Here is a 24,996-nt window from a genome sequence, read left to right on the forward strand (position 1 = left end):
GCATGCTCACGCGATGTGTAACTCTTTGATCCCTAACGTTTAATCCGTTCGGATCGGCTGGGATCGGGATAGCGGCGCACGGCCTCTTCGGCCGAGACCGGATCGCCCTGGACCCGTCGGCAGACAATGAAGACGTCAGGTCGCACCGCTTAATCTTTGGAAAGTCCTGATCATGGTCAGTTTCGGCGGCTTAGCCCGCAAGTTGCTTGGTTCGTCGAACGACCGCGTCGTGCGCAAGTTCGATTCCTTCGTGCGCGAGATCAATGCTCTGGAGCCCTCGCTGGTCTCCCTCAGCGACGATGAGCTGCGCGGCCGCACTGCGACCTTCAAGGCCGAGATCGCCGCCGGCAGGCCGGTAGACGATCTTCTGGTGCCGGCCTTCGCGACCGTGCGCGAAGCCGCCAAACGCGCCCTCGGCATGCGGCATTTTGACGTGCAGATGATCGGCGGCATGGTGTTGAACCGCAAGTCGATCGCCGAAATGCGCACCGGCGAGGGCAAGACCCTCGTCGCGACGCTTCCGGTCTACCTCAATGCGCTCGCCGGCAAGGGCGCGCACGTCGTGACCGTCAACGACTACCTCGCCACGCGCGACGCCGAGTGGATGGCCAAGGTCTACCGCTTCCTCGGCCTTTCCGTCGGCATCATCACGCACGGCCTCAGCGACGACGAGCGCCGCGCGGCCTATGCCTGCGACATCACCTACGCCACCAATAATGAGCTCGGCTTCGACTATCTCCGCGACAACATGAAGTATGACCGCGGCCAGATGGTGCAGCGCGGCCACCACTTCGCCATCGTCGACGAAGTCGACTCGATCCTGATCGACGAGGCGCGCACGCCGCTGATCATCTCCGGCCCGCTCGACGACCGCTCGGACCTCTACAAGACCATCGACACCTTCATCCCGCAGCTCGGCAAGGAAGACTACGAGCTCGACGAGAAGCAGCGCCAGGTCGCCTTCACCGAGGACGGCACCGAGAAGCTCGAGCGCCTCCTGGAGTCCGCCGGCCAGCTGGTCGGCACCTCGCTCTACGACATCGAGAACGTGGCGATCGTCCACCACGTCAACAATGCGCTGAAAGCGCATACGCTGTTCCAGCGCGACAAGGACTACATCGTCCGCAACGACGAGATCGTCATCATCGACGAGTTCACCGGCCGCATGATGCCGGGCCGCCGCTTTTCCGAGGGCCTGCACCAGGCGCTCGAGGCGAAGGAAGGTGTCACCGTCCAGCCCGAGAACCAGACGCTGGCCTCGATCACCTTCCAGAACTATTTCCGCATGTACGGCAAGCTCGCCGGCATGACCGGCACGGCGTCGACGGAAGCGGCTGAGTTCGGCGACATCTACGGCCTCGACGTCCTGGAGATCCCGACCAACCTTCCCGTCAGCCGCATCGACGAGGACGACGAGGTCTACCGCACCGCCGAGGAGAAGTTCCGGGCGATCGCCAAGGAGGTCGCCGAGGCCTCCAGCCGCGGCCAGCCGACCCTTGTCGGCACGACGTCGATCGAGAAGTCCGAGCTGCTCGCCGAGCGCCTGCGCGAGAGCGGCCTGAAGGACTTTCAGGTGCTGAACGCCCGCTATCACGAGCAGGAAGCGTACATCGTCTCCCAGGCCGGCGTGCCGGGCGCGGTGACCATCGCCACCAACATGGCCGGCCGCGGCACCGACATCCAGCTCGGCGGCAATGCCGACATGCGCATCGAGCACGAGCTGAAGGACATGCCGGAAGGTCCCGAGCGCGACGCCGCCGAGGCCGCGATCAAGACCGACATCAAGCGCCTGAAGGAAATCGCGCTCAAGGCCGGCGGTCTCTACGTCCTCGCCACCGAGCGGCACGAGAGCCGGCGAATCGACAACCAGCTGCGCGGCCGCTCCGGCCGCCAGGGCGATCCCGGCCGCTCGAAATTCTTCCTGTCGCTGCAGGACGATCTGATGCGGATCTTCGGCTCCGAGCGCATGGACACCATGCTCACGCGCCTCGGCCTGAAGGAGGACGAGGCGATCGTCCACCCGTGGATCAACAAGGCACTGGAGAAGGCGCAGAAGAAGGTCGAAGCCCGCAACTTCGACATCCGCAAGAATCTTTTGAAGTACGACGACGTGATGAACGACCAGCGCCGGGTCATCTTCGACCAGCGCCTTGAGCTGATGGATTCGAGCGACCTGTCCGAGACCATTTCGGACATGCGCATGGCCACCATCGACATGATCGTCAGCCGCCGCATTCCAGAACGGGCCTATGCCGAGCAGTGGCAGACCGCCGAGCTCCGCGAGGACGCGCTTGAGCTGTTGAACCTCGACCTGCCCATCCAGGCTTGGGCGGACGAAGAAGGCATCGACGAGGAGGTGATCCGCGAGCGCATCATCGCCGCTTCGGACGCCGCCTATGCCGAGAAGCGCGAGCGCTTCGGCCCGGAGATGATGACCTATGTCGAGCGCTCCGTGGTCCTCCAGACCATCGACGCATTGTGGCGCGAGCATCTCGTCAACCTCGACCACCTGCGCTCGGTCGTCGGCTTCCGCGGCTATGCGCAGCGCGATCCGCTGAACGAGTACAAGTCGGAGGGCTTCGAGCTGTTCGAGACCATGCTCGGACACCTGCGCGAGCGCACGACCTCACAGTTGATGCGCGTCGAGATCGTCCGGCAGGACGAGCAGCCGCAGGACGACATCCTGCAGCTCGCCGAGGGCCACCACATTGACGCCGATACGGGCATCGACGAGTTCGCTCCGCCGACCGACAGCGTGACCGCCGGCGAGCCCGGCACCGAGGATGCGAGCCTCTGGGGCACCGTCGGCCGCAACGAGCCCTGCCCTTGCGGCTCGGGCAAGAAGTTCAAGCACTGCCACGGCGCCTACGCCTGACAGCAAAGAGGCGGTCGCTCGGCGACCGCCTCTTCCAGCCGGAGCGGGCCCGCCCGCCGCGCCCCCAGCAATGCTTCTACAGGATCGCCTTGACGTCATCGGGCGACCGGCAGAGCCGCACACCCCTCTCCGTCACCACGATCGGCCGGTTGATCAGGATCGGATGCTCGATCATCTGGTCGAGGATTTCCTCGTCGTCGAGCGCGGGATCGTCGAGGCCGAGCTCGGCATAGGGCGTGCCCTTCTTGCGCAGCAAATCACGCGGCTTCAGTCCCATGACGTCGAGCAGTTCGATCAGCGTCTCGCGGCTCGGCGGCGTCTTCAGATATTCGATGATTTCCGGCGTCGCGCCTGCGGCCTCGATGGCGTCGAGCGCCGCCTGCGAAGTCTGGCAGTCGGGATTGTGATAGATCGTCACAGCCATGCATGTCTCCAAATGATTGCGGCGGGCGCCGCGGTTGTGCGAGAGAGTTTCAGGAATCACCGGGTCAAGCCAGCCGAAATCGGCGGGTGCGGTACCCCGACCAGAATGCTTGCCGGCTCCGTTGCCGGGCGGACGAGAGAGATCCCATGAAACGCCTTGCCGTTGCAGCCTTCGCCTTGCTGTTGCCGATCGCGGCCCTCGCCGAGCCCGTCGCCGGCCAAGCCGTGCAAGGCGACATCGCCATTTCCGGCGGCTTCACCCGCGCCATGCTGCCGAACCAGCCGGTCGGCGGCGGCTATCTCACCATCCGCAATGCGGGTGCCGCCGACCGCCTGCTCGGCGTGGCGACCCCGCTTGCCCAGAAGGGCGAACTGCATGAGATGTCGATGAAGGGCGAGGTGATGTCGATGCGCCCTCTGCCAGACGGCGTCGATCTGCCCGCGAACAGCACCGTCGCGCTGAAGCCGGGCGGCTTGCACATGATGTTCACCGGCGTCACCACGCCGTTCAAGGCCGGCGACACGGTGCCGGTGACGCTCAGCTTCGAGAAGGCGGGAAAGGTCGAGGTCGTCCTGCCGGTGCTCGGCGTCGGCCAGTCGCCGGAAGCTAGCACCGCGGAGGGGGATGCAATGCCGGGCATGGGCCACATGCCGGGCATGAACCACTAAGGTTCGGAAGTTCCGAAGCAAGGGGCGACATCTTTTGTCGCCTCTCCGAGAAGCGCTGTCACTCACGCCACTGCGCGACGATCATGATCGGCGCGGTATTGTGGCGCTCAGTAGCGCAAGCTGCCTTCGTGGTGCGACCAGCTTGTCGGACGCGGCGCCCGCATCATAACCAGCCTGCGCCTTGCCCCGGTAATATCGCTGATTACTTCCGGCCTAGCATGCCGTCGAACACCGTTGCCTTACGCACCTCGATCGGCTTGCCCAGCCGGTCGTAGCCCTCGCGGCGGTGCTGTTCGTTGGCGTAGGCGTCGGCGGTGATCGGCGAGCCGGTCTTATAGCTGAAGGTGGAGACCGGCGCGAAGTCGGTCGGCTTCATCAAGGCGACCAGCTTGTCTTCCTCGGCCTGGTCGGCAATCCGCTTGGCGGCAACCTCTGCCGTCTCCGTCACCACCGGGCACTTGCCGGCGGCGTCGAGCTTCTGCCCGTCCTCGAGCTTCGGGTCGAAGACGTAGCGCTTCTCGCAGACTCCGACGTCCGGCACCTTCTTGGTCAGCTCGAAGCGGTCCGAGCCTTCCTTCAGCATCTTCCAGAAGGCGTAGTGCTCGGACTGCCGGTGGCGGGCCATGTTCTTCGGCGTCATCCGGAACGGATAGGCCTGGATCTGGAACGAGCGCTGGCCGCCGGCGAAGCTGTCGCGGGCCAGCGCATAGAGTTCCTCCACCTGCCAGTCGTCCATGGCGTAGCAGCCGGACGAATTGCAGGAGCCATGGATCATCAGGTTCTGGCCGGTGCTGCCATTGGCGCGGTCGTACTGGTTGGGATAGCCGATGTTGACGGCCAGATGGTGCTGCGAGCCGGGGTTCAGGCTGCCCTGGGTAACGGTGTAGAAGCCCTCGGGCGCCTGGCGGTCACCCTCGACGCGCTTCGGCCCGAGCTTGCCGGACCAGGCGCAGATCGCATAGGTTTTCAGGAGTTCGTACTGGCCGCTGGTCTTCTGCTTCCAGACCTCGAGCTGCGACTCTTCCTTGTAAAGCCGCACCAGGATCGGCGACTTCACGCCCATGTCCTTGAGCTTCATCTCCTTGACGAGGGCAGCGGGAACCGGCGCATCCGGGCCCATGAGGTCACCGAGATCGGCGCCCGGTTGGCAAGCCGACATCACCATCATGCTGGCCGCAAGTACCGCTGCGGTCACCAGGCGTCTGACGAGCATCCCCGTACCCTCTTTGAGCAGGGACCACTCCCTGCGCCCGATCTTCCGGCGAACCGGCCCCCGATCGGCATCTGGCGTCCCTGCCCCGGCCAGCGCTCGGGTTAAGGACAAGTTATCTCTTTTTGGCCTTGCCGGCTTAACAGGCGGTTAAGACCTTGGCGCCCTGCCGCGCGCCCGCGCGAAAAACGACGCGACGGCTGGGAATTCTCGGTGACTTCACCACAAAACCGCGAGGGCGGCCGTGGCGAAAAAGCCACGGCCGCCCTCGATAGTGAATGCCATGCCGCAGAACGCGGAAGAAAGCTACAGATTGCGGCCGATCGACAGGAACTTTTCGCGCCGCTGCCGCCGAACGGTCTCGCCGTCGAGCACCGTCAGTTCAGCCAGCGCCGCGCGCACCCGGTCGGCTGCGAGGTCGATCGCCTCGTCGTTCTGGCGATGGGCGCCGCCGAGCGGCTCCGGCACGATCTCGTCGATGACGCCAAAACCCTTGAGGTCCTGCGCGGTGATCTTCATCGCCTGGGCGACGTCCTGCGCCCGCGTCGCGTCGCGCCACAAGATCGAGGCGCCGGCCTCCGGCGAGATGACGCTGTAGATCGCGTGCTCCAGCATCAGCACCCGGTTGGCCGCGGCGATGGCGATGGCGCCGCCCGAGCCGCCCTCGCCGATCACCAGCGAGACGATCGGCACCTTGAGGTTGAGGCAGGCCTCGGTCGAGCGGGCGATAGCCTCGGCCTGTCCGCGCTCCTCGGCGCCGATGCCGGGATAGGCGCCGGCGGTGTCGACGAGCGTCAGCACGGGGATGCCGAAGCGCTCGGCCATCTCCATGATCCGAACCGCCTTGCGGTAGCCTTCGGGCCGCGCCATGCCGAAATTGTGCTTCAGCCGTGTCTGGGTGTCAGAGCCCTTCTCCTGCCCGATCACCGCGACCGACTTGCCGTCGAACCGGCCGAAGCCGGCGACGACAGCCAGATCCTCAGCGTAGAACCGGTCACCGGCAAGCGGCGTGAAGTCGGTGATCATGCGCCCGATATAGTCGAGGCAATGCGGCCGGTCGGGATGGCGCGCGACTTGCGTCTTCTGCCAGGGCGTCAGCTTCTTGTAGAGATCGACCAGCGCATCGCGCGAGCGCTTCTCCAGGCGGCCGATCTCCTCGGTGACGTCAACGCCATCCTTGTCGGCGCCGATCTCCTTCAGCGACAGGATCTGCGTTTCCAGGTCGGCGACCGGTTTTTCAAAATCGAGATAGTTGTGCATGAGCGACCGAGGCCGTCCTTTTTCTCGCGGGGAACAGCCTCTTTCCGTCGCTCGGATCGAGCGTTTGCCGGGGACCGGCAACGTCGGCCGGGGGCCAGGAACAGAGGGTTCGAGTTGCGGCGCAAACTGACGACATGGCCCCGGCTTGTCAAGAAATCCGCCGCACCCGCAGTCCTCGCCTCAGCCGCCGCTGATCTCCGACAGCGGATGGTGGTCGGAAACCAGGCGGATCAGGCGTTCCTCGAGGACATGGGTATAGATCTGCGTCGTCGAGATGTCGGCATGCCCGAGCAGTTCCTGAACGGCCCGGAGATCGGCGCCGTTCTGCAGGAGATGGCTCGCAAAGGCATGCCGCAACACGTGCGGCGACACCCGCGAGGCGGGGATGCCAGCGCGGCCCGCCAGCGCCTTCAGATCGCGGGCGAAGGCTTGGCGCGTCATGTGACCGCTTTCCGAGAGGGCCGGGAAGAGCCAGGGCTGGTCCGCCGCATCCGCAGCGCGCGGCACTGTGGCGGCTGCCCGCATCGCCTCGCCAAAGCCCTGCAGCGCGTCGCGGGCGCGCTCGCCGATCGGCACCATCCGCTCCTTGTCGCCCTTGCCGCGCACAATGATCAGCCGGTTCTTCGACCGCAGCACCGAGCGCGGCAGACTGACGAGTTCGGAAACGCGCATGCCGGTCGCATAGAGCACCTCGACCAGCGCGTGCATCCGCATCGCCCGCACCAGCGCCAGCCCCGAAAGATCCGCCGCACCGGCGGCGGCCGCCGCCGCGTCGATCAGCCGGTCCACCTCGGCCTCGCTCATAATCTTCGGCAGCGGTCGGGCCTTGCGGGCCGTTTCGATCGGTCCCGTCGGATCGTCGCCGCGCATCCCCTCGGCATAGAGGAACTTGTAGAACTGCCGCAGCGAGGACATCCGTCGGGACTGGCTAGAAGCAGCAAAACCGCGCGCCGCCAGATCGGAGACAAAGCCGCGGATGTCGTCGGTCGTGGCCGAGGCGAGGCTTGCGCCCTCCCCGGCCAGGAAGCCAGCGGCGTCATCGAGGTCGCGGCGATAGGCGTCGAGCGTGTTCTCGGCCGCACCGCGCTCGACCGCCATCATCTCGAGGAAGGTCTCGATGTCGGTGGCATCGCGGCGGAATGGCGGCTTCCGCGCCGGCGCGGTTGCGGTCTTCACGGGCGGGGCACCATCGGCTGGCCCGTTGGCGGCGGCGCCTTCAGCTGGTTCAGCGGCAGGTCGATGACCACGGCGTGCGGCGTCGGCTCGACGAGGTAGACGAGCGCCGCCATCACCGCGAACATCGTTCCGGCAAGGATCAGAAGCACCGTCAGCAGTCGGACGAGGGTGGGCATGACGGATACGCCATTCTATCGGAGACAGGGCATGGTGATCGTTTCGCGAAGCTTACCGCGCTTTCGTTTAAAGATTGCCGTATTCGGCGCAAGCGCCAACCCCACCGGCAGATCCCCGTCCGGAACTTGGGCGGGCCTGGAACTTGACGGGAAGAGGGAATTCCTGTCTCCAAGATCGAGGATCAGGGACGACAGAGACCGACGATGAGGAGTGCACCCCGCCCGGACCAGGGGCTCGACATATCGGCGCGGCTGCGCGGACGCTGCATCACGCTGATCGGCCTGATGGGCGCCGGCAAGTCGACCGTCGGGCGCAAGCTCGGCCAGGTGCTCGACCTGCCGTTTCGCGATGCCGACACCGAGATCGAGTCGGCCGCGCGCATGTCGGTTTCAGAGATTTTCAAGGCCTATGGCGAGCCGGAGTTCAGGGCGCTGGAGGCCCGCGTCGTCGCCCGCCTCGCGCAGACCGGACCGCTGGTACTGGCCACCGGCGGCGGCGCCTACATGGCCGAGGAGACGCGGACCATGTTGCGCGAAAAGGCCATCACCATCTGGCTGAAGGCCGATCTCGACGTCCTCATGGAGCGCGTCTCGCGCCGCGCGACGCGCCCGCTGCTCCTGGCCGCCGACCCGCGGGCGGTGATGGAGGGGCTGATGGCCCAGCGCTATCCCGTCTACGCCGAGGCCGACATCACCATCCAGTCCCGCAACGTCCGGCGAGAGGTGATCGCCGACGAGATCGTCGACGCCCTCGACCGCCACCTGGACCGATAGCATGAGTTTTGCGCAAGCCGAGCCCCGCACGGTGCGGGTCGACCTCGCCGACCGTTCCTACGACATCCTGATCGGCGAAGGTCTGATCGCAGGGGCCGGCGCGGCGATCGCCGCGCGCCTCCCCGGCATCCGCGTCGCCGTCATCACCGACGAGAACGTCGCGGCGCTGCACCTGCCGACGCTCTTCAGCTCGCTTGCCGAGGCCGGGATCGAGGCGGCGACGCTGGTCCTGCCCGCCGGCGAGACGACCAAATCCTTCACCCAGCTGCAGGTTGCCGTCGAGGCGGTGATCGCAGCCCGGCTCGAGCGGGGCGATGCGGTCGTGGCGCTCGGCGGCGGCGTCATCGGCGACCTCTCCGGCTTCGTCGCCGGGATCGTTCGGCGCGGCATGCGCTTCGTGCAAATCCCGACCTCGCTGCTGGCGCAGGTGGATTCCTCTGTCGGCGGCAAGACCGGCATCAATTCGCCGCAAGGCAAGAACCTCGTCGGCGTCTTCCACCAGCCCGCTTTGGTGCTCGCCGATACCGCGGTGCTCGACACCTTGAGCCCGCGCGAATTCGCCGCCGGCTATGCCGAGGTGGTCAAATACGGGCTAATCGACCGGCCGGACTTCTTCGACTGGCTGGAGCGGAACAGGACGGCAGTCTTCGCAGGCGGTCCTGAGCGCGCCGAGGCGATCGCCAAGAGCTGCCGGGCCAAGGCCGAAGTCGTCGCCGCCGACGAGCGCGAGGACGGCCGCCGCGCCCTCCTGAACCTTGGCCACACCTTCGGCCACGCGCTGGAGGCGGCCTGCAGCTACGACACGGCGCGGCTGGTACACGGCGAGGCCGTCTCGATCGGCATGGCGCTGGCCCACCGCTTCTCTGTCCGGCTCGGCCTCTGCAGCGGCCAGGACGCCGTCCGCGCCGAGCGCCACCTGCAGGCTGCCGGCCTGCCGACGACGATCGGCGACATTCCCGGCGACGGCTTCTCCACCGAAACCCTGATGCGCGCCATCGGCCAGGACAAAAAGGTCAGCCGCGGCCGCCTCACCTTCATCCTCACCCGAGGCATCGGCGAGGCCTTCATCGCCGGCGATGTCGATCCCGCCGACGTATCGGCGTTCCTGGCCGACGAACTGGCCTGAGCCGAGGCCGCGACGGACCGCGGCTTCCGACGGCAAGCCGAAGCCCGCCAATGCTAAACGGTCCGCCTCCATCACCCGGCAAAATACTGCCGTCGCCAGCGGGCGGGGATGAGCAGCGAAGCAACGGCGATCACCGCGGCAAAGCCCGCGGACAGCCAGATCGCCAGCGGGCCGATGAGGTTGAAGGCGACCGCGCCGATGACGGCGCCGCTGAGCATACCGCACCAGGGCACGATCTCGAACCACCAGTTCGGCACCGCGCGGCCGAGCAGGCGCCGCCCGAGGCCTCGGCCGAAGCGCGACAGCGCGCCGGAGACGTAGGTCACCCCCAGCGAATGGCCCTCGACCCGCTCCATCGCGACGTTGACCGCGCCCATCGCGAAGACGAGGAGAATGATCGAAATGCGCTCCAGCCCTTGCCCGGAGAAGCCCGCCGATGCGAGGAGCAGCGCGGCCACCAGCCCGACGATGACGCCGTGCCGGCGTCCGGTAAGATGGGCGAACAGAACGCCGGCGGCATTGCCGAGGACGAAGACGAGAACGAGCACCGCGAGATGCAGCACTGCCGCGAACTGCAGGCTGCCAATGGCGACGGCGAGCCGCGTCGTATTGCCGCTCATGAAGGAGACGAAATCGCCGGCGATGAGGAAGCCGAGGGCGTCGGTCATGCCGGCAAGGCAGGACAGCGCCGCGGCAAAGCTCAGCCCGACCGCGGTGCGGCGGCGGCGGTGCGCGGTGCGCCGGGCTGCGCGGGCTGAGAGCAGCGCGGTCAACGCCGCGTCGGCTCGCCCGGTGCCTTCGCCTCGATGGCCAGCGCGTGCACGCCGGAAACCAATTCGTCGGCCAGCGCCTTGTTCACGGCACGATGCCGGTCGATACGGCTCAGTCCGGCAAACAGGGAAGACACGATCATGACGCGAAAATGCGTACCCGCCGACCCATCGAAGCCAGCATGATGCTCGCTCGCCCCATGGTGGTGACCCGCATGCAGGTGGCTTTCGTCGATGACCTTGAGACTATCCGGGGCAAATGCGTCTGCCAGCTTGGCCTCGATCGTGTCGCGGGAATACAGCGTCATTCCGGGTTCCGATGCAAAGAGGGTTGGTTGAGGCGAGATTGCCGGTCCGCAGGAACCGACAATCGCCGCTTCGGCCCGGCTTCCCGGACTTTTTCGCATCTGTCAATTCTTGTTCGGCTCCTGCCGGCGCACCATAATCCATCCCGATGAAACTCGATTCCAAATATTTCGACGGCATTCGTGTCCGCCCCAGCCGCAAGGCTGCAGAGAAGGCGCGCGCGCCCGACTGCTCGTGGGATGGTTGCAAGGAGCCCGGCACCCACAAGGCGCCGCGGGGACGCGACCACGAGGGCCAGTACCTCAACTTCTGCGTGGACCACGTCCGCCAGTACAACAAGTCGTACAACTACTTCTCCGGGTTGAACGACACCGACATTCAGACCTACCTCAAGGATTCGCTGACGGGGCACCGTCCGACCTGGACGATGGGCGCGGCGACCGGCGACACCGCGACCAACCAGGCGCCGCCGCGCGCCAAGCGCTGGACCGGCAAGGCCAAGGACCCGTTCAACCTTTTCGAGGGCGACGCGGCGGCCGCACGCGCGGCGGCCAAGGTCAAGAAGGTGCGCTCGCTGGAATCCAAAGCCTTCACGACGCTCGGCATCCCCGAAGATTCGTCTGGCGAGACGGTTCGGACGCGCTATAAAAGCCTGGTGAAGCAATATCATCCCGACGCCAACGGCGGCGATCGCGGACACGAAGACCGGCTGCGCGAGGTCATCCAGGCCTACAAGCTCCTGAAGCAATCCGGTTTTTGTTAATCGCTGAACGGAAGCCCGCGTGTGGCGACCGGCAACTCCGCCGGATGATGGCGCGGCTTGAACACAGCAGCGGCATCTCGGTGCCGAAAGGGCATTTCGGTGCCGGCAACTCTGCCCGCGACGGCTCCCGGCGTCACTGAGGCAACAGACACGGCACCGCGCCAGCATGGCCGCGCGGGCCTTTGGAGGCGTGATGACTGCAGCGGTTCAGGACGTGGCTCGGCTCCCGGATACCACGATCTCCGTCCGTGAAACCTTCGGTTTCGACAGCAACCTGATGGTCCCGGCCTATGCCGAGGCGGACAACCACGTCCCGGACCTCGACCCCGACTACCTCTTCGACAAGCAGACGACGCTGGCGATCCTCGCGGGCTTTGCCCGCAACCGCCGCGTCATGGTCTCGGGCTTCCACGGCACCGGCAAGTCGACGCACATCGAGCAGGTTGCGGCGCGCCTCAACTGGCCCTGCGTGCGCATCAACCTCGACAGCCATGTCAGCCGCATCGACCTCATCGGCAAGGACGCGATCACCGTCCGCGACGGCATGCAGGTCACCGAATTCCGCGACGGCATCCTGCCCTGGGCCTACCAGCACAACGTTGCCCTCGTCTTCGACGAGTATGATGCTGGCCGCCCGGACGTGATGTTCGTGATCCAGCGCGTGCTGGAGGCCTCCGGCCGCCTGACGTTGCTCGACCAGAGCCGCGTCGTGACGCCGCACCCCGCCTTCCGCCTGTTCGCCACCGCCAACACGGTCGGCCTCGGCGACACCACGGGCCTCTACCACGGCACGCAGCAGATCAACCAGGCGCAGATGGACCGCTGGTCGATCGTGACGATCCTCAACTACCTGCCGCACGACAAGGAAGTCGACATCGTCCTCGCCAAGGCGAAGCACTTCCAGACCAAGGAAGGCAAGATCCAGATCTCGAAGATGGTTCGCGTCGCCGACATGACCCGCTCCGCCTTCGTCAACGGCGACCTGTCGACCGTGATGAGCCCGCGGACCGTGATCACCTGGGCCGAGAACGCCGAGATCTTCGGCAATATCGGCTTCGCGTTCCGGCTGACGTTCCTGAACAAGTGCGACGATCTCGAGCGGGCGCTGGTGGCGGAGTTCTATCAGCGGGCGTTCGGGGAAGAGCTGCCGGAGTCGAGCGCTAACGTGGTGCTAGACTAGGTTTCGACGCGGTGAAAGCGGCATCAAACGGCGTGAGACGTCAGGCCGGATCAGGCGTCGCGAGACGTCAGGCTAAAGTGCACGCCTTCTGACCGCGAAGTGAGGACGCTCTGACCGCACAGGGACACGCCGTTTGAACATCGTCATCCTCGGGGCCTTGGCCCCGGGGACCCATGCCGAGACGTCACCGCACCAAGACCAGCGATAATGACATCACGGTGACTGCCGCCGCGGCTGTGTTCAACGCCACGGCATGGGTCCCCGGCCTGCGGTTGAGGATGACGAACCTGAGAGGTTGGCGCTTCGGTACAGGCGTCGCACCGCCGAGCACGACAGACACGGCAACGGCGCTCCGCCGCCCCACACGAGAACAAGGCCCGGATAGCATGTCCCGCATCGGCGACAATTCCAAACCCGGCAATGCCAAAGGTGGCATCGATCGCGAGCCGTTTCGCCGGGCGGTGGCCGGCTGCATGCGGGCGATTGCCGGGGATGCCGAGCTTGAAGTCACCTATGCCAGCGAGCGGCCGGGGCTGAACGGGCCGCGTGCCCGCCTGCCCGACCTGCCGAAGCGCGTCACCCAGAACGACATCGCCGTCACGCGGGGCATGGCCGACGCCATGGCGCTGCGGCGCGCCCGGCACGACAACAAGATCCACGCGACCCTTGCCCCCGAGGGCAAGAGCGCGCGCGCCGTGTTCGACGCGGTCGAGCAGGCCCGCGTTGAGGCGATCGGTGCGAATGCCATGCTCGGCGTCGGCGACAACCTCGCGGCCATGCTTGAGGACAAGTACTTCCGTTCCAACCTGCAGGACGTCACCGACCGCGCCGAGGCGCCGCTGGAAGATGCAGTGGCGCTGATGGTGCGCGAGCGCCTGACCGGCCGCGAGATCCCCCCGAGCGCCCGCGCCGTCGTCGATGTCTGGCGCGACTGGATCGAGGAGAAGGCCGGCGAACGGCTGGAGCGCCTGCCGAACGCGGTCGAGGACCAGAAGGCCTTCGCCCGCGCCATGCGCGACCTCCTGGCGGCGATGGAGATGGCTGAGGAACTCGGCCAGGAGCAGGACGGCGAGGACAGCGACGACGACCAGGAACAGGGCGACAACCAGGAGCGCGACAGCGACGAGGGCGGCGCCGAGAAGGAGGCCGGCGAGGACGAGGCGCGCGCCGAGGATTCGGAATCGCAGTCTGAAAGCGAGGACGCAGCCGAGGCCGAGGAGTCCGAGGTCACCGCCGACGACCCGGTCGACGACGACAGCAAGGACACCGAGACGCCCGGCGAATCGCGCCGTCCCAACCAGGCGATGTCGAACATCTCGGCCGAGATCGACTACAAGCCCTATACCCAGGCCTTCGACGAGATGGTCGGCGCCGAGGAACTCTGCGACGAAGCCGAGCTCGACCGTCTCAGAGCCTTCCTCGACAAGCAGCTGACCACGCTGCACAGCGTCGTCGGCCGCCTCGCCAACCGGCTGCAGCGCCGCCTGATGGCGCAGCAGAACCGTTCCTGGGATTTTGACCTCGAGGAAGGCTATCTCGACAGCGCCCGGCTGACGCGCCTGGTGATCGATCCGATGCAGCCGCTCTCCTTCAAGCAGGAGCGCGACACAGCCTTCCGCGATACCGTCGTGACGCTGCTGATCGACAATTCCGGCTCGATGCGCGGACGGCCGATCACGGTTGCGGCCACCTGCGCCGACATTCTGGCGCGCACGCTGGAGCGCTGCGGCGTCAAGGTCGAGGTGCTCGGCTTCACGACGCGCGCCTGGAAGGGCGGGCAGTCGCGCGAGGCTTGGCTAAAGGCCGGCAAGCCGCAGAAGCCCGGCCGGCTCAACGATCTCCGCCACATCGTCTACAAGTCGGCGGATGCGCCCTGGCGGCGGGCCCGGCGCAATCTCGGCCTGATGATGCGCGAGGGCCTCCTCAAGGAGAACATCGACGGCGAGGCACTGGTCTGGGCGCACAACCGCCTGCTCGCCCGGCCGGAGCAGCGGCGCATTCTGATGATGATTTCGGACGGCGCGCCGGTCGACGATTCGACACTGTCGGTCAATCCCGGCAACTATCTCGAGCGGCACCTGCGGGCGGTGATCGAGGAGATCGAGACGCGCTCGCCGGTCGAGCTCCTGGCCATCGGCATCGGTCACGACGTCACCCGCTACTACCGCAAGGCGGTGACCATCGTCGACGCCGAGGAGCTGGCGGGCGCGATGACCGAGCAGCTGGCCGACCTCTTCGCCGACGACAGCGCCGGCGGCACCCGCCGCACCCCGCGCCGCGCCGGCAGCAGCAGGTGACAGGCGCGTTGAAACGCTACCGCCGGCGCCTCGGGGCGCTGGCAGGGCTTGCCGTGTCGGTGGTCGCGACGGGCGGCCCGGCCCGGCCCGAGGGCAAGGCGCTGACCATCCAGTCCTCGGTCATCGAGCGCTTCGACAAGCGGTCGGCAGACGGGCATACCGGGGCGCTGCGCTATCTCGGCGGCTTCCACTACAGCGCCGCCGATCGGCGCCTGCAGGGGGTTTCCGCCGTTCGGCTTCGGGAGGGCGGCACCCGCCTTCTCGCGATCACCGACACCGGCTACTGGCTTGCGGCAACGATTCGGCGCGATGCAGAAGGTCGCCCTGTCGGCTTGGACGAGGCGGAGATGGCGCCGATCCTCGACGCTGCCGGCGAGCCGCAGACGCAGCGCAAGGGCCTTGCCGACGCCGAGGGCATGGCGATCGATGGCGACAGAGTGCTGGTCTCGTTCGAGCAGAGGCATCGGATCGCGGCCTATGCCGACCCCGCCCGTCCTTTCGACAGCAAGGCCGAGGCCGTCAAGCTGCCGATTCCCCCACGCGAGCTGCGCACCAACCAGGGGATCGAGACCATTGCCGTCACGCCGAAAGGCGCAGCCGGGAGCCCCCGGACGGTGATCGCCTCTGAACTCTCGCTCGACCGCGAGGGCAACCTCTTCGCCGCGATCCTCGGGCCGAGAGGCGGGATGTTCAAGGTGAAGCGCGAGGAGCCTTGGTCGGTCACCGACGGCGCCTTCCTGCCGGACGGCGACCTGCTGCTGCTGGAGCGGCGCTACCAGGGTTTCGGCCGCATCGGCATGCGCATCCGGCGGATCTCCGGCGCCGACATCAAGCCCGGCGCCCTCGTCGACGGCCCTGTCCTGATGGAGGCAGGCCCCGCCGAGGAGATCGACAACATGGAAGGGCTCGATGCCTGGGTCACCCCGACCGGCACCACTGTCATCTCCCTCGTCTCCGACGACAACGGCTCCTTCTTCCAGCGCAACCTCTATTTGGAATTCGCGCTGGAGGATGCTGGCGCCAGCTGAGGACGTGCACTAGGCGCTGCCATACGCCGAAGCACCAATGGCCCCGTCCCAAAACCCGTAGCGCTCCCCCGAACATCGTCATCCTCGGCCGCAGGCCGGGGACCCATGCCATGGCGTCAAAGCGTTGATCCGGTGCCGGAATGCGGCGTCCCCGCGACGGCATGGGTCCCCGGGGAAAAGTCCCAGAGGATGACGACATCATCGGGTTTACGGCAGTTTTAGAACCTTGGTGACGCGAGCGATATCAGCTCAAAACTAGAACAGCCCGCTCGTCGCCGCTTAGCGCACCCGATTCGCCGCTTCCCCCGCTCTAGCCGGCGACGCCGATCGGACGGTACGGCATGAAACGCTGCATGATGATGCGGTAAGGCATCAGCGCCAAGACCGCGATGGCGAGCTTCACACTGAAATCGCCGATCGCCCAGGAGATCCAGCGGGGTGCCTGCGTGGCGAAGGCACCGAGCAGCGGCGCGGCCTGCAGCGAGAACTCGTCGGTCGGGCCCAGCAGCCAGAACGGCGCGAAGGCGAGCGTGAAGAAGGTCAGCGTATCGACCACCGAACCCGCCACCGACGCGAACGCCGGCGCCCGCCACCAGCTGGCGCCCCGCCAGCGGTTGAAGACGGCGATGTCGAGCAGCTGCGCCATCAGGAAGGCGGTGCCCGACGCCAGCGCGATTCGCACCAGCCGATCGCCGGCCGTCGGGTACGGCAGCAGGCCGAGGTGGAACAGCAGCGGCGGTGCGAGGATCGAGGCGAGAATCGCAACGGCAAAACCCGCATAGACGATTCGCCGCGCGACGGCAGGGCCGAAGCGACGGTTGGTGAGATCCGTGACGAGGAAGGCGAAGGGATAGGTGAAGGTGCCCCAGGTCAGGATGTCGCCGAGGGCCAGTGTCCCGACATGCCCCGACAGCGGAAACTGCACGAGGATGTTGGAGGCGAGCACGATCAGCGTCATGGCTGCCAGTGGCAGCGCGAAGGAGCGCAGGTTCATTTTTTTATCCTGGGGTGATGGAACCAGAAAACCGGGCGCCTTTCGGCATCCGGTTCAGAAACTTAAGTCGAGACCGAAAAGCTTAAGCGGCGACCGTGGTGGTCTCCGCCAGCTTCTTGGCGATCTGGCGCTTGAGAAGGCGGGCCTTCTGCGAAAGCTCAAGCTCGCTCGACTTGATGAGGAAGGCGTCGAGGCCGCCGCGGTGCTCGACCGAACGCAGGCCATGGGCCGAGACGCGAAGACGGATGCGCTGGCCGAGGGCGTCGGAGATCAGCGTGACAACCGACAGGTTCGGCAGGAAGCGGCGACGCGACTTGTTGTTCGCGTGGCTCACATTGTTGCCGTATTGGACGGCCTTGCCGGTCAGTTCGCAAGCGCGCGACATGTGTTACACCTTTCAAGCTCGAAACGGCCATCGCGGAGCGCCGCCGATAGGAACACGGCGCGATCATCGTCCACGAGGCATGATCGGAATTGGTGCGTGCTATAATCCGACACCGGCGCTTCGTCAACCCGACGACGCCTCGGCGCCGCCCGCGAAAACGCCCTAACGGCAGAATTCAGCCCTATTCATCCGCCAGGGAACATGGCACGCATGGGCTGACGAGGCGCGCAGCCGATTTCGTCGACACTCCGGGAAGCCACGGCATGACGCATTTCCACAGGGCGACCGCCGCTCTCTTCGCCGCGCTCGCCTTGGCGCCGCTGGCGCCAGCCGAGGCCGCCGCGCAAACCGTCTCCTCGCGCTACAACGTCTCGCTGATCGGCCTGCCGGTCGGCCGCGCCAGCTTCGATACCACGATCGACGGCAGCCGCTACAGCATCAAAGGCACGCTCGGCTCGACCGGCCTTGCCGACATCTTCTCGAAAGTCGCCGGCACCAGCTCCGTCAGCGGCACGATCAAGGGCGACAAGGTGCTCGCCACCAGCTACGGCCTCGACTATTCCAGCGACAAGAAGACCTATCGCAGCGACGTCACCTTCCGCAGCGGCCGGGTCGCCTCGGTGGATGTCGCGCCGAAGATCACCAAGCCGAAGAAGGATTACGTCCCGGTCTCGCCCAAACACCTTCTGTCGGTGGTCGACCCGCTGAGCGGGCTGATGCTGAAGGGCAAGCCAACGACGCTCTGCGACCGGACCTTGCCGTTCTTCGACGGCTGGTCGCGGCTCGACCTCGTGCTGTCGCCGGCCGGCACCAAGACCTTCACCACCGACGGCTATTCCGGCGACGTCACCGCCTGCAACGTCCGCATCAGCCCGGTCAGCGGCTATCGCGCGACCTCGAAGGGCGTGAAGTTCATCCAGCGCCAGACGATCGAGCTCTGGTTCGCGCCGATCGGCACGACCGGCATCTTCGCCCCGGTCTACGCCCGCATCCCCACCGAGATCGGTCCCCTCACTTTCCGCGCCGCGACCTTCGCGAAGGGATAGTGGCAGGGCGGGATGGGTCGCCCGCTTACTGGCCGCCCCTTCTCACTCCGCCTCCCCGCCTCTATAGCCGAAGCCACGCGAACCCGAGGGGAATCACCGTGGCGACATTGCTGGGCTTTTCGGCCGTCCTGATGTGGTCGCTGCTGGCGATGCTGACGGCGCGCAGCGGCGCGGTGCCACCGTTCCAGATGAACGCGATGACATTCGCGATCGGCACGCTCGTCGGGCTTGGCTGGCTCGCCTTTCGCCGCCGCGACGGCACGCCGCTGGCGGCGACCTTTCGCCAGCCACCGGCAGTCTGGGGGCTCGGCATCGTCGGATTGTTCGGGTACCACGCGCTCTATTTCGCCGCCCTGCGCAACGCGCCGGCGGCGGAGGCGAGCCTCATCGCCTATCTCTGGCCGCTGCTGATCGTGCTCGGCTCGGCGCTTCTCCCGGGTGAGCGGCTGCGCTGGTATCACTTCGCCGGCGCCGTGCTGGGACTCGCAGGCGCAGCGCTCATCATCCTCGGCAAGGGCGATGCCGGCTTCTCCGGAGACTATGCGCTCGGCTATGGCCTTGCCGCGCTTTGCGCCGTGTTCTGGTCGGCCTACTCGCTGCTGTCGCGCCGCTTCGGCACGGTGCCGAGCGAGATCGTCACCGGCTTCTGCGCGGCGACGGCCGCGCTGTCGCTGATCGCCCACCTCGCCTTCGAGACAACGGTCTGGCCGGCGGACGCGGGACAGTGGGGGGCGGTGCTGCTGCTCGGACTGCTGCCGGTCGGCGCGGCGTTCTACATCTGGGATCACGGGGTCAAACACGGCGACATCCAGCTGCTTGGCGCCGCCAGCTACGCCGCCCCGCTTTTATCGACGCTTGTCCTGGTGCTGGCCGGCGAAGCCGAGATCACCGGCGCCGTGGTTGGCGCCGCGGTGCTGATCACCGTCGGCGCCGCCCTTGCTGCCTTGCCGCTGTTCAAGCGGCTCCTCGACAAACGCTCTGCAGTTTCCTGAAATCTCGCAACCGCGCGTCGCACAGCGTTCTCGTCAGCGGCGCGGGCGCGGCGTCGGGCGCCAGTTCGGCGGTGCCATCTCAAGGCTCTCGAACTGGAAGCCGGGCGAGACCGTGCAGCCGACGAGGGTGAACTCGCCGAGCGTGGTCGCCGTCTGCCACGCGCCGGCCGGTACAACGAGCTGCGGCATTTCGTTCTCGGAAAAATTCGGCCCGAGCCGGTGAGCGGAGGCGTCGTGGCCGTTCGGCGAGAGGGTGATCACCATCGGCGCGCCGGCATACCAATGCCAGACTTCAGCCGCATCGGTGACGCGGTGCCACTCCGACGTCTCCCCGGCCTCCAGCATGTAGTAGATCGCGGTCGAGCGGGGACGGCCGGACTCGTCCACCGCCTCGTCGCGGAAACTCTCGCGGTACCAGCCGCCCTCCGGATGGGGTTTAAGGCCGAACTGGCGGACGATCGAAAGCGCCTTGGAGCTCATCAGTAGCCGTTCCTCTTTTCACGCAGCATGGCAAAGGTCGCGACCGGGTCGGCGGTGCCGAGTTCGGCCATTAGGTCGGGATTATCGGCCCGCAGGAAGGGGTTGGTGTGCTTTTCCTGGCCGAGCGGGACCGGCAATGTCGGCTTGCCCGCAATGCGCAGCCGTTCGATTTCCTCCACCCGGTTGCGCAAGGCGGTGTTGCCGGGGTCGACGTCGACGGAGAAGCGCGCATTGGTGGTCGTGTACTCGTGTCCGCAGTAGAGCGCGGTGTCGTCCGGCAGCTCCCGCAGCCGCTGCAGCGAGGTCCACAGCATGGCAGCATCTCCCTCGAACAGCCGCCCGCAGCCGAGCGATAACAAGGCATCGGCGGCGAACAGCGCCTTCGCCTCCGGCAGGTAGTACGAGACCTCGCCAAGAGTGTGGCCGGGCGTGTCGATCACTTCGACGTCGATGGCACCGAGGGTCAGCCGGTCACCGCCGGTGACGGTGCGGTCGATGCCGGGGATCTTCGCCTTCTCCTTCACCGGTCCGATGATCTCGCAGCCATAGGCGGCCTTCAGCGCCTCGTTGGCGGCGACATGGTCGGTGTGGTGGTGGGTCGTCAGGATGTGCGTCAGCGTCCAGCCTTCGGCTTCCAGCACCGCCACGATCGGGGCCTCTTCCGGCGCGTCGATCGAGACCGTCACCCCGGAAGAGGCGTCGTGCACGAGCACGCCGAAATTGTCGCTTCGGCACATGAACTGGCGGATGTCGATGTCGGCCATGTCGGTTCCTTGGAGGGAGGATGCGACAGGAGCTAGCGCGCGATGCCGATCCGGGGAGTGCGCCTTTCCTCAGCCGGCGAAGAGGGCCGGCCACGCTCCGCTGTTTCCCGCAGCGAACTCAGGTGGTTCGCCGGCGGATGAAGTTTTCTTCACCCGGCGCTGCACGGATGGGGCTATAGACGGGGGACCGCATCCGCCGGAGCAGCCCCGCTGAGCATGAATGCCGATATCGTCGATCTCCGCGACTTCTATTCGGGCCGCCTCGGTCAGGCCGCGCAAAGGGCGATCGCCGCCGGGCTGACGCCGATGTGGCAGCCGATCCCACAGGAGCGCCTCCTCGGCCTCGGCTATGCCCTGCCCTATCTCGACCGCTTCTCCGCCGATTGCGAACGCGCGCTCGCCTTCATGCCTGCGAGCCAAGGCGCGGTGAACTGGCCGCTCGGCGCGGCGTCGCGCACCGCCCTGGTCGGGGCCGAGGAACTGCCGCTCGGCGACGCCGCGATCGACCGCATCCTCCTCGTCCACGCGCTGGAGTTTGCCGAGAGCCCGCTCGACATGCTCAGCGAATGCTGGCGGGTGCTGGCGCCGGGCGGGCGCATCGTCATCGTCGTGCCGAACCGGCGCGGCGTCTGGACGCGCTTCGAGCACACGCCCTTCGGTTCCGGCCGGCCGTGGTCGCGCGGACAGCTGCTGCGGCTTCTGCGGGAAGCGATGTTCACGCCGACCGCCTGGTCCGACGCGCTGCTCTTTCCGCCCTTCCAGCGCCGCACCCTCCTCGGCCTCGCCCCGGCGCTCGAGCGCTTCGGGCGCAAGCTCTGGCCGCTGTTTTCCGGCGTCATCCTGATCGAGGCGACCAAGCAGGTCTATCGCGGCGTGCCGGTGGCGTCAGTGCGGCGCGAGCGGCGACGGGTGGTGAAGCCCGTGCTGGTGCCGCAGGGCGCCGGGGCGCACCGGCGCTAGAGCATCCGAAAGGATAGAGCGCCCTTTGTGCGTCTTTACGGACGCTTGGCGCTCTAGCGAGTGCCGGCAGCGTCCTTCAAAGCGGTAGGTCAGACCTTACCCAAGCATCCACGCCACCCTGGACACATGCGCTGCGGCTTGGCGAAACGCCCGTCTCCGCATTTTCGCGGACGCGCTCATGGTGCGCGCCCGCCGAAGACGCTTGGCCGGATACACATTTCCCAAGGGAAGGTTCATGGACGCCGCGAGCGCACTGTGCAATCATGGATTGCAGTCCACTTATCAGTCTTGGCCGTTTAATGGAGCTCATTATGGGTACGCCAGAGCAGCGCCTTGAATCCGCAAAATCCATTCTGAACCTCGAAGCCCGGAGAGATGCGCGCGGCCATCTCGCCGTCTACCACCTCCCCATAGAGGACGGCGGCGGCACCTACGAAGTCGCCGGTATTAACGAGAAATACCATCCGGACGAGGCCGCGCGGCTGGCCTCTCTGATCGGGGAAGGAAAACACGATCAGGCCGAAAGCGAGGCGATCGAGATCATCGCCAAGTTTACCGATGTGGTGTCGCCCTGGTGCGACGTGTTCGCCATCGAATGCTATCTCCGAGACTGCACCTTCAACCGCGGCCCGCGGGGCGCTGCACGAATACTACAACGTGCGGTAGAAGTTGAGGACGATGGCGACATCGGCCCGCTAAGCAAGGCTGCCATCGCTAACCGGAAGAGGAACCCCAACGCCTTTCTCACTGCGCTGCGGGCGGCCCGTGAAGACTACGAGCGCAAAGTGGTCCACCGTGACGAAGGCAGCATTTTCTGGAACGGTCTGGTCAACCGCTGGAACAAGGCCTTGGCTTTCGCGCAGGGCTTCGTCGTTGCGCCGGCACTGGCGCTCGACAGGACGCAGGCTGGGCAACCACCTGAAACGCCGGCTGGCGCAGTCTGCGAGAGCTGCGGTCCGGACGCCGATACCTTCGCGAAGCCCATCGTCCATCGTTGGGAGCCCACCTCCCACCAGTCCAGCCGCAACAACCGGGATATCGACCGGGTCGTCATTCACTACACGACGTCCAGAAACATCGAGGGATCAATCTCCTGGTTCAAGCATGGCAGCCCGCGCACCTCTGCCCATTACATCGTGGGGCAGGACGGCGCGCTGGTTCAGATGGTCAACGACAGCGACCGCGCTTGGCACGCAGGCAATGCCGATATGAACGCCCGGTCCATCGGCATCGAGCACGTGGCCGCCGTGGGCGATCGAATCACCGGCGCGCAGGCCAAGACATCGGCGGCGCTGATCGCCTGGCTTATGGCGGAGTACAACGTCGACAAGGATGGCGTCATCCCGCATTGCTGCGTCAAAGACACCAGTTGCTGCGGCGATCTGTTCCAGGATTTCGGTGGCGGTGCCGGCAAGTCCTGCGACGTGCAGAAAGGGGCGCTTTACAAGTGGATGACGTCCGCGGGGATCAACTGACTAAGTGGACGTTGCGGCAAGGGACGAAGAGGAGCGACAGCGCCGAACTAAATGACAGCGTGTAGTCGTGCCGGAGGAGAGACACAGAACAGCGTCCTTCGTGCAAAGCGGCATCAGCACTTTGCGGCCTTGCGAAAGAAGATCCTTTCGAACATCGGAAGCATGGGATCTACAGCGTCCTGCTGAGAACCGCGCCCCGGCAACGCCGTGCGCCTTATCGCACGGGCGGCGTTGTAGGATGACGGATGACCGCGTCGCCCTACTTGAACCTTCATCCGACCACAGGAAGGTTCATCCATGGAAAAGCGCACACTCGGCCGCGATCTCGACGTCTCGGCACTCGGCCTCGGCTGCATGGGCATGTCGGAATTCTATGGCGAGGGCGACGACGCCGAATCAATGAAGGTGATCCAGCGGGCGATCGGGCTCGGCGTCAGCTTCCTCGACACCGCCGACATGTACGGCGTCGGCAAGAACGAGGAGTTGGTTGGCAAGGCGATCAAGGGGCGACGCGACGACGTCGTGCTCGCCACCAAATTCGGCAATGTGCGCGGACCGAAAGGCGAGCGGCTCGGCATTTCCGGCCGGCCGGAATATGTCCGCAGCGCCTGCGAGGCGAGCCTCCGGCGGCTCGGCGTCGAGGTGATCGACCTCTACTACCAGCACCGCGTCGACCCCAACACGCCGATCGAGGAGACGGTCGGCATGATGGGCCGGCTGAAGGACGAGGGAAAGATCCTGCATCTCGGCCTCTCGGAAGCCGCACCCGAGACCATCCGCCGCGCCCACAAGGAGCGCCCGATCGCCGCGCTGCAGACGGAGTATTCACTCTGGAGCCGCGAGCCGGAAGAGGAGATCCTGCCGACGGTGCGCGAGCTCGGCATCGGCTTCGTGCCCTATTCGCCGCTCGGCCGCGGCTTTCTCACCGGCAAGTTCAAGTCCGAGGCGGATTTGGCCGAAGGCGACTTCCGCAAGGGCTCGCCGCGCTTCTCCGGCGAGAATTTCGCCCGCAACCTGAAGCTCGTCGAACTGGTGGAATCGATCGCCGCTAAGAACGGCGTGAAAGCCGGCCAGGTCGCGCTCGCCTGGGTGCTGGCGCAAGGTGACGACATCGTGCCGATCCCGGGGACCAAGCGGGTGAGCTACCTCGAGGAGAACGTCGCGGCGGCTAGGGTCGAGCTGTCGCAGGCGGACCTCGAGGAACTGGGCGAAGCGTTCCACAAGGACGCAACGGCCGGTACGCGCTACCCGGAGGCGGGGATGAAGGCGGTCAATCTCTGACGGACGGCTTTGCGGAAATCGATGCCTTGAGCGCGGCATCGATTTTCCCTCGCCAGTCGGGTCCGGACGATCTGAAGTGACGGAGCACGTCTCGGCTCAGCCGAATTGACACGAGCTCCGTCTCTTCGCCCCTGCCAGCAATTTTCGTATTTGGAAAAGCCGCCAGAACCTCTGCCGGCAACCCGCTGGTCGGCACGGCACGCCGGAAGTCGCCGTCCGTCCACTCCGGATTCTCGTCGTCGATGATCGGTTCAAGATCGCGGGACATGGCGCTTCATTTCTCTCGCATGCGCCCGGCGCAGGCTGATCGCCCGAATATGTCCCTCGCGCAGGACATAGACAAGGCAGTGGTCGATTCCGTCGACCTGGCCGTAGGCGCGGAAACGGGACTCGCCGTAGTCGTCGCGGTCGTCCGCCACGACGGCCTCGATGGCGAAGTCTGCGGCCCGGGCGAGTGAAATGCCGTGTTTCGCGACGTTCACCCTGTCTTTGTCCGGATCGACGCTGACGACCATGGCAGCCCCTGTCGCCCCTAGAGCATCCTGCCATTGGGTGGACTCACCCAATCAAGGAAAGATGCTCTAGA

26 protein-coding genes are annotated in these 24,996 nt (G+C 66.3%); 13 read left to right on the forward strand and 13 right to left on the reverse strand.

The genetic code is table 11. The features are described 5' to 3' along the window. The first annotated feature begins 172 nt into the window (after nt 1–172). Entirely contained in the window at nt 173–2,875 is a 2,703-nt protein-coding gene (secA, locus tag ACZLZY_RS19960) for a preprotein translocase subunit SecA (protein ID WP_472935800.1), read from the forward strand. A 76-nt stretch (nt 2,876–2,951) separates the two neighbouring features. On the opposite strand, the gene arsC is transcribed toward secA, so the two are convergent. Next, nucleotides 2,952–3,299, reverse strand: a complete 348-nt coding sequence (gene arsC, locus ACZLZY_RS19965; RefSeq protein WP_472935801.1) for an arsenate reductase (glutaredoxin) — start codon at nt 3,297–3,299, stop codon at nt 2,952–2,954. Between the two features lie 146 nt (nt 3,300–3,445). Here arsC and ACZLZY_RS19970 point away from each other — a divergent pair, with 146 nt between their 5' ends. Next, complete coding sequence (locus ACZLZY_RS19970) at nt 3,446–3,967, forward strand: copper chaperone PCu(A)C (RefSeq protein ID WP_472935802.1); 522 nt, start codon at nt 3,446–3,448, stop codon at nt 3,965–3,967. A gap of 202 nt (nt 3,968–4,169) precedes the next feature. Here the strand turns inward: ACZLZY_RS19970 and ACZLZY_RS19975 are convergent, their stop codons facing one another. The 4 genes from ACZLZY_RS19975 to ACZLZY_RS19990 form a co-directional block, all read right to left on the reverse strand. Then, nucleotides 4,170–5,180 carry a L,D-transpeptidase family protein gene (locus tag ACZLZY_RS19975; RefSeq protein ID WP_472935803.1) on the reverse strand — a complete coding sequence of 337 codons (1,011 nt, stop codon included), beginning with the start codon at nt 5,178–5,180 and terminating at the stop codon, nt 4,170–4,172. A gap of 303 nt (nt 5,181–5,483) precedes the next feature. After that, the gene (locus ACZLZY_RS19980; RefSeq protein ID WP_472935804.1) at nt 5,484–6,437 is read right to left on the reverse strand and encodes an acetyl-CoA carboxylase carboxyltransferase subunit alpha; all 954 of its coding nucleotides are present in this window, start codon (nt 6,435–6,437) and stop codon (nt 5,484–5,486) included. 180 nt (nt 6,438–6,617) lie between these two features. Beyond that, nucleotides 6,618–7,613, reverse strand: a complete 996-nt coding sequence (gene xerD, locus ACZLZY_RS19985) for a site-specific tyrosine recombinase XerD (RefSeq protein ID WP_472935805.1) — start codon at nt 7,611–7,613, stop codon at nt 6,618–6,620. Beyond that, nucleotides 7,610–7,789 (reverse strand): hypothetical protein, encoded by a 180-nt coding sequence (locus tag ACZLZY_RS19990; RefSeq protein WP_472935806.1) that lies wholly within the window; start codon nt 7,787–7,789, stop codon nt 7,610–7,612. The genes xerD and ACZLZY_RS19990 overlap by 4 nt, the downstream gene beginning before the upstream one ends. Before the next feature lie 204 nt (nt 7,790–7,993). Here ACZLZY_RS19990 and ACZLZY_RS19995 point away from each other — a divergent pair, with 204 nt between their 5' ends. Both ACZLZY_RS19995 and aroB read left to right on the forward strand, forming a co-directional pair. Then, nucleotides 7,994–8,563 (forward strand): shikimate kinase, encoded by a 570-nt coding sequence (locus ACZLZY_RS19995; protein WP_472935807.1) that lies wholly within the window; start codon nt 7,994–7,996, stop codon nt 8,561–8,563. Nucleotide 8,564: 1 nt separating this feature from the next. Next, nucleotides 8,565–9,689: a 3-dehydroquinate synthase gene (gene aroB, locus ACZLZY_RS20000; RefSeq protein WP_472935808.1), complete on the forward strand. Its 1,125-nt coding sequence runs from the start codon at nt 8,565–8,567 to the stop codon at nt 9,687–9,689. Between the two features lie 71 nt (nt 9,690–9,760). Here aroB and ACZLZY_RS20005 read toward each other — a convergent pair whose 3' ends face one another. Both ACZLZY_RS20005 and ACZLZY_RS20010 read right to left on the reverse strand, forming a co-directional pair. Further along, nucleotides 9,761–10,462, reverse strand: a complete 702-nt coding sequence (locus ACZLZY_RS20005; RefSeq protein ID WP_472935809.1) for a YoaK family protein — start codon at nt 10,460–10,462, stop codon at nt 9,761–9,763. Next, complete coding sequence (locus ACZLZY_RS20010; protein WP_472935810.1) at nt 10,459–10,767, reverse strand: BolA family protein; 309 nt, start codon at nt 10,765–10,767, stop codon at nt 10,459–10,461. The genes ACZLZY_RS20005 and ACZLZY_RS20010 overlap by 4 nt, the downstream gene beginning before the upstream one ends. A 146-nt stretch (nt 10,768–10,913) precedes the next feature. On the opposite strand from ACZLZY_RS20010, the gene ACZLZY_RS20015 reads away from it, so the two are divergent. The 4 genes from ACZLZY_RS20015 (at nt 10,914) to ACZLZY_RS20030 (ending at nt 16,033) form a co-directional block, all read left to right on the forward strand. Beyond that, nucleotides 10,914–11,528, forward strand: coding sequence for a J domain-containing protein (locus ACZLZY_RS20015; protein ID WP_472935811.1), 615 nt, complete (start codon nt 10,914–10,916; stop codon nt 11,526–11,528). Nucleotides 11,529–11,721: 193 nt separating this feature from the next. After that, the gene (gene cobS / locus ACZLZY_RS20020) at nt 11,722–12,708 is read left to right on the forward strand and encodes a cobaltochelatase subunit CobS (RefSeq protein ID WP_472935812.1); all 987 of its coding nucleotides are present in this window, start codon (nt 11,722–11,724) and stop codon (nt 12,706–12,708) included. 386 nt (nt 12,709–13,094) lie between these two features. Next, nucleotides 13,095–15,005, forward strand: coding sequence for a cobaltochelatase subunit CobT (gene cobT, locus ACZLZY_RS20025; RefSeq protein ID WP_472935813.1), 1,911 nt, complete (start codon nt 13,095–13,097; stop codon nt 15,003–15,005). An 8-nt stretch (nt 15,006–15,013) separates the two neighbouring features. Beyond that, entirely contained in the window at nt 15,014–16,033 is a 1,020-nt protein-coding gene (locus ACZLZY_RS20030; protein WP_472935814.1) for an esterase-like activity of phytase family protein, read from the forward strand. Nucleotides 16,034–16,343: 310 nt separating this feature from the next. Here ACZLZY_RS20030 and ACZLZY_RS20035 read toward each other — a convergent pair whose 3' ends face one another. Both ACZLZY_RS20035 and rpmB read right to left on the reverse strand, forming a co-directional pair. Next, complete coding sequence (locus ACZLZY_RS20035; RefSeq protein ID WP_472935926.1) at nt 16,344–17,021, reverse strand: queuosine precursor transporter; 678 nt, start codon at nt 17,019–17,021, stop codon at nt 16,344–16,346. 88 nt (nt 17,022–17,109) lie between these two features. Further along, on the reverse strand, nt 17,110–17,412 hold the full coding sequence (gene rpmB / locus ACZLZY_RS20040) for a 50S ribosomal protein L28 (protein ID WP_472935815.1): 303 nt from the start codon (nt 17,410–17,412) through the stop codon (nt 17,110–17,112). Nucleotides 17,413–17,675: 263 nt separating this feature from the next. Here rpmB and ACZLZY_RS20045 point away from each other — a divergent pair, with 263 nt between their 5' ends. Beyond that, nucleotides 17,676–18,458, forward strand: coding sequence for a DUF3108 domain-containing protein (locus ACZLZY_RS20045; RefSeq protein ID WP_472935816.1), 783 nt, complete (start codon nt 17,676–17,678; stop codon nt 18,456–18,458). Between the two features lie 92 nt (nt 18,459–18,550). Next, nucleotides 18,551–19,450: an aromatic amino acid exporter YddG gene (gene yddG, locus ACZLZY_RS20050; protein ID WP_472935927.1), complete on the forward strand. Its 900-nt coding sequence runs from the start codon at nt 18,551–18,553 to the stop codon at nt 19,448–19,450. Nucleotides 19,451–19,483: 33 nt separating this feature from the next. Here yddG and ACZLZY_RS20055 read toward each other — a convergent pair whose 3' ends face one another. Further along, entirely contained in the window at nt 19,484–19,930 is a 447-nt protein-coding gene (locus tag ACZLZY_RS20055) for a cupin domain-containing protein (RefSeq protein ID WP_472935817.1), read from the reverse strand. Next, nucleotides 19,930–20,694, reverse strand: a complete 765-nt coding sequence (gene gloB, locus ACZLZY_RS20060; RefSeq protein ID WP_472935818.1) for a hydroxyacylglutathione hydrolase — start codon at nt 20,692–20,694, stop codon at nt 19,930–19,932. The genes ACZLZY_RS20055 and gloB overlap by 1 nt, the downstream gene beginning before the upstream one ends. A gap of 216 nt (nt 20,695–20,910) precedes the next feature. Here gloB and ACZLZY_RS20065 point away from each other — a divergent pair, with 216 nt between their 5' ends. The 3 genes from ACZLZY_RS20065 (at nt 20,911) to ACZLZY_RS20075 (ending at nt 24,410) form a co-directional block, all read left to right on the forward strand. Continuing rightward, on the forward strand, nt 20,911–21,654 hold the full coding sequence (locus ACZLZY_RS20065; protein WP_472935819.1) for a class I SAM-dependent methyltransferase: 744 nt from the start codon (nt 20,911–20,913) through the stop codon (nt 21,652–21,654). 311 nt (nt 21,655–21,965) lie between these two features. Then, on the forward strand, nt 21,966–23,129 hold the full coding sequence (locus ACZLZY_RS20070) for an N-acetylmuramoyl-L-alanine amidase (RefSeq protein ID WP_472935820.1): 1,164 nt from the start codon (nt 21,966–21,968) through the stop codon (nt 23,127–23,129). 297 nt (nt 23,130–23,426) lie between these two features. Then, nucleotides 23,427–24,410, forward strand: coding sequence for an aldo/keto reductase (locus ACZLZY_RS20075; RefSeq protein ID WP_472935821.1), 984 nt, complete (start codon nt 23,427–23,429; stop codon nt 24,408–24,410). Here ACZLZY_RS20075 and ACZLZY_RS20080 read toward each other — a convergent pair. Together ACZLZY_RS20080 and ACZLZY_RS20085 are read right to left on the reverse strand one after the other, a co-directional pair. Next, nucleotides 24,400–24,678 (reverse strand): BrnA antitoxin family protein, encoded by a 279-nt coding sequence (locus ACZLZY_RS20080; RefSeq protein WP_472935822.1) that lies wholly within the window; start codon nt 24,676–24,678, stop codon nt 24,400–24,402. The two genes, ACZLZY_RS20075 and ACZLZY_RS20080, sit on opposite strands and share 11 nt — an antisense overlap. Then, nucleotides 24,662–24,925 carry a BrnT family toxin gene (locus ACZLZY_RS20085; RefSeq protein ID WP_472935823.1) on the reverse strand — a complete coding sequence of 88 codons (264 nt, stop codon included), beginning with the start codon at nt 24,923–24,925 and terminating at the stop codon, nt 24,662–24,664. Before ACZLZY_RS20085 ends, ACZLZY_RS20080 begins: the two co-directional genes overlap by 17 nt. Between the last annotated feature and the right edge of the window lie 71 nt (nt 24,926–24,996).

This window comes from Mesocryomonas lacus (genome assembly GCF_055730135.2).

Excerpts from the sequence above, each read along its gene's own strand:
- ACZLZY_RS20075 (WP_472935821.1), top strand. The coding sequence starts at position 23,427 with ATGGAAAAGCGCACACTCGGCCGCGATCTCGACGTCTCGGCACTCGGC.
- rpmB (WP_472935815.1), bottom strand. The coding sequence starts at position 17,412 with ATGTCGCGCGCTTGCGAACTGACCGGCAAGGCCGTCCAATACGGCAAC.
- ACZLZY_RS19995 (WP_472935807.1), top strand. The coding sequence starts at position 7,994 with ATGAGGAGTGCACCCCGCCCGGACCAGGGGCTCGACATATCGGCGCGG.
- cobS (WP_472935812.1), top strand. The coding sequence starts at position 11,722 with ATGACTGCAGCGGTTCAGGACGTGGCTCGGCTCCCGGATACCACGATC.
- ACZLZY_RS20085 (WP_472935823.1), bottom strand. The coding sequence starts at position 24,925 with ATGGTCGTCAGCGTCGATCCGGACAAAGACAGGGTGAACGTCGCGAAA.
- gloB (WP_472935818.1), bottom strand. The coding sequence starts at position 20,694 with ATGGCCGACATCGACATCCGCCAGTTCATGTGCCGAAGCGACAATTTC.
- ACZLZY_RS20015 (WP_472935811.1), top strand. The coding sequence starts at position 10,914 with ATGAAACTCGATTCCAAATATTTCGACGGCATTCGTGTCCGCCCCAGC.
- ACZLZY_RS19980 (WP_472935804.1), bottom strand. The coding sequence starts at position 6,437 with ATGCACAACTATCTCGATTTTGAAAAACCGGTCGCCGACCTGGAAACG.
- arsC (WP_472935801.1), bottom strand. The coding sequence starts at position 3,299 with ATGGCTGTGACGATCTATCACAATCCCGACTGCCAGACTTCGCAGGCG.
- ACZLZY_RS20010 (WP_472935810.1), bottom strand. The coding sequence starts at position 10,767 with ATGACGCTGTATTCCCGCGACACGATCGAGGCCAAGCTGGCAGACGCA.
- ACZLZY_RS20065 (WP_472935819.1), top strand. The coding sequence starts at position 20,911 with ATGAATGCCGATATCGTCGATCTCCGCGACTTCTATTCGGGCCGCCTC.
- ACZLZY_RS20070 (WP_472935820.1), top strand. The coding sequence starts at position 21,966 with ATGGGTACGCCAGAGCAGCGCCTTGAATCCGCAAAATCCATTCTGAAC.
- aroB (WP_472935808.1), top strand. The coding sequence starts at position 8,565 with ATGAGTTTTGCGCAAGCCGAGCCCCGCACGGTGCGGGTCGACCTCGCC.
- ACZLZY_RS19975 (WP_472935803.1), bottom strand. The coding sequence starts at position 5,180 with ATGCTCGTCAGACGCCTGGTGACCGCAGCGGTACTTGCGGCCAGCATG.
- ACZLZY_RS19970 (WP_472935802.1), top strand. The coding sequence starts at position 3,446 with ATGAAACGCCTTGCCGTTGCAGCCTTCGCCTTGCTGTTGCCGATCGCG.
- ACZLZY_RS19990 (WP_472935806.1), bottom strand. The coding sequence starts at position 7,789 with ATGCCCACCCTCGTCCGACTGCTGACGGTGCTTCTGATCCTTGCCGGA.
- cobT (WP_472935813.1), top strand. The coding sequence starts at position 13,095 with ATGTCCCGCATCGGCGACAATTCCAAACCCGGCAATGCCAAAGGTGGC.
- secA (WP_472935800.1), top strand. The coding sequence starts at position 173 with ATGGTCAGTTTCGGCGGCTTAGCCCGCAAGTTGCTTGGTTCGTCGAAC.
- ACZLZY_RS20080 (WP_472935822.1), bottom strand. The coding sequence starts at position 24,678 with ATGTCCCGCGATCTTGAACCGATCATCGACGACGAGAATCCGGAGTGG.
- ACZLZY_RS20045 (WP_472935816.1), top strand. The coding sequence starts at position 17,676 with ATGACGCATTTCCACAGGGCGACCGCCGCTCTCTTCGCCGCGCTCGCC.
- ACZLZY_RS20055 (WP_472935817.1), bottom strand. The coding sequence starts at position 19,930 with ATGAGCTCCAAGGCGCTTTCGATCGTCCGCCAGTTCGGCCTTAAACCC.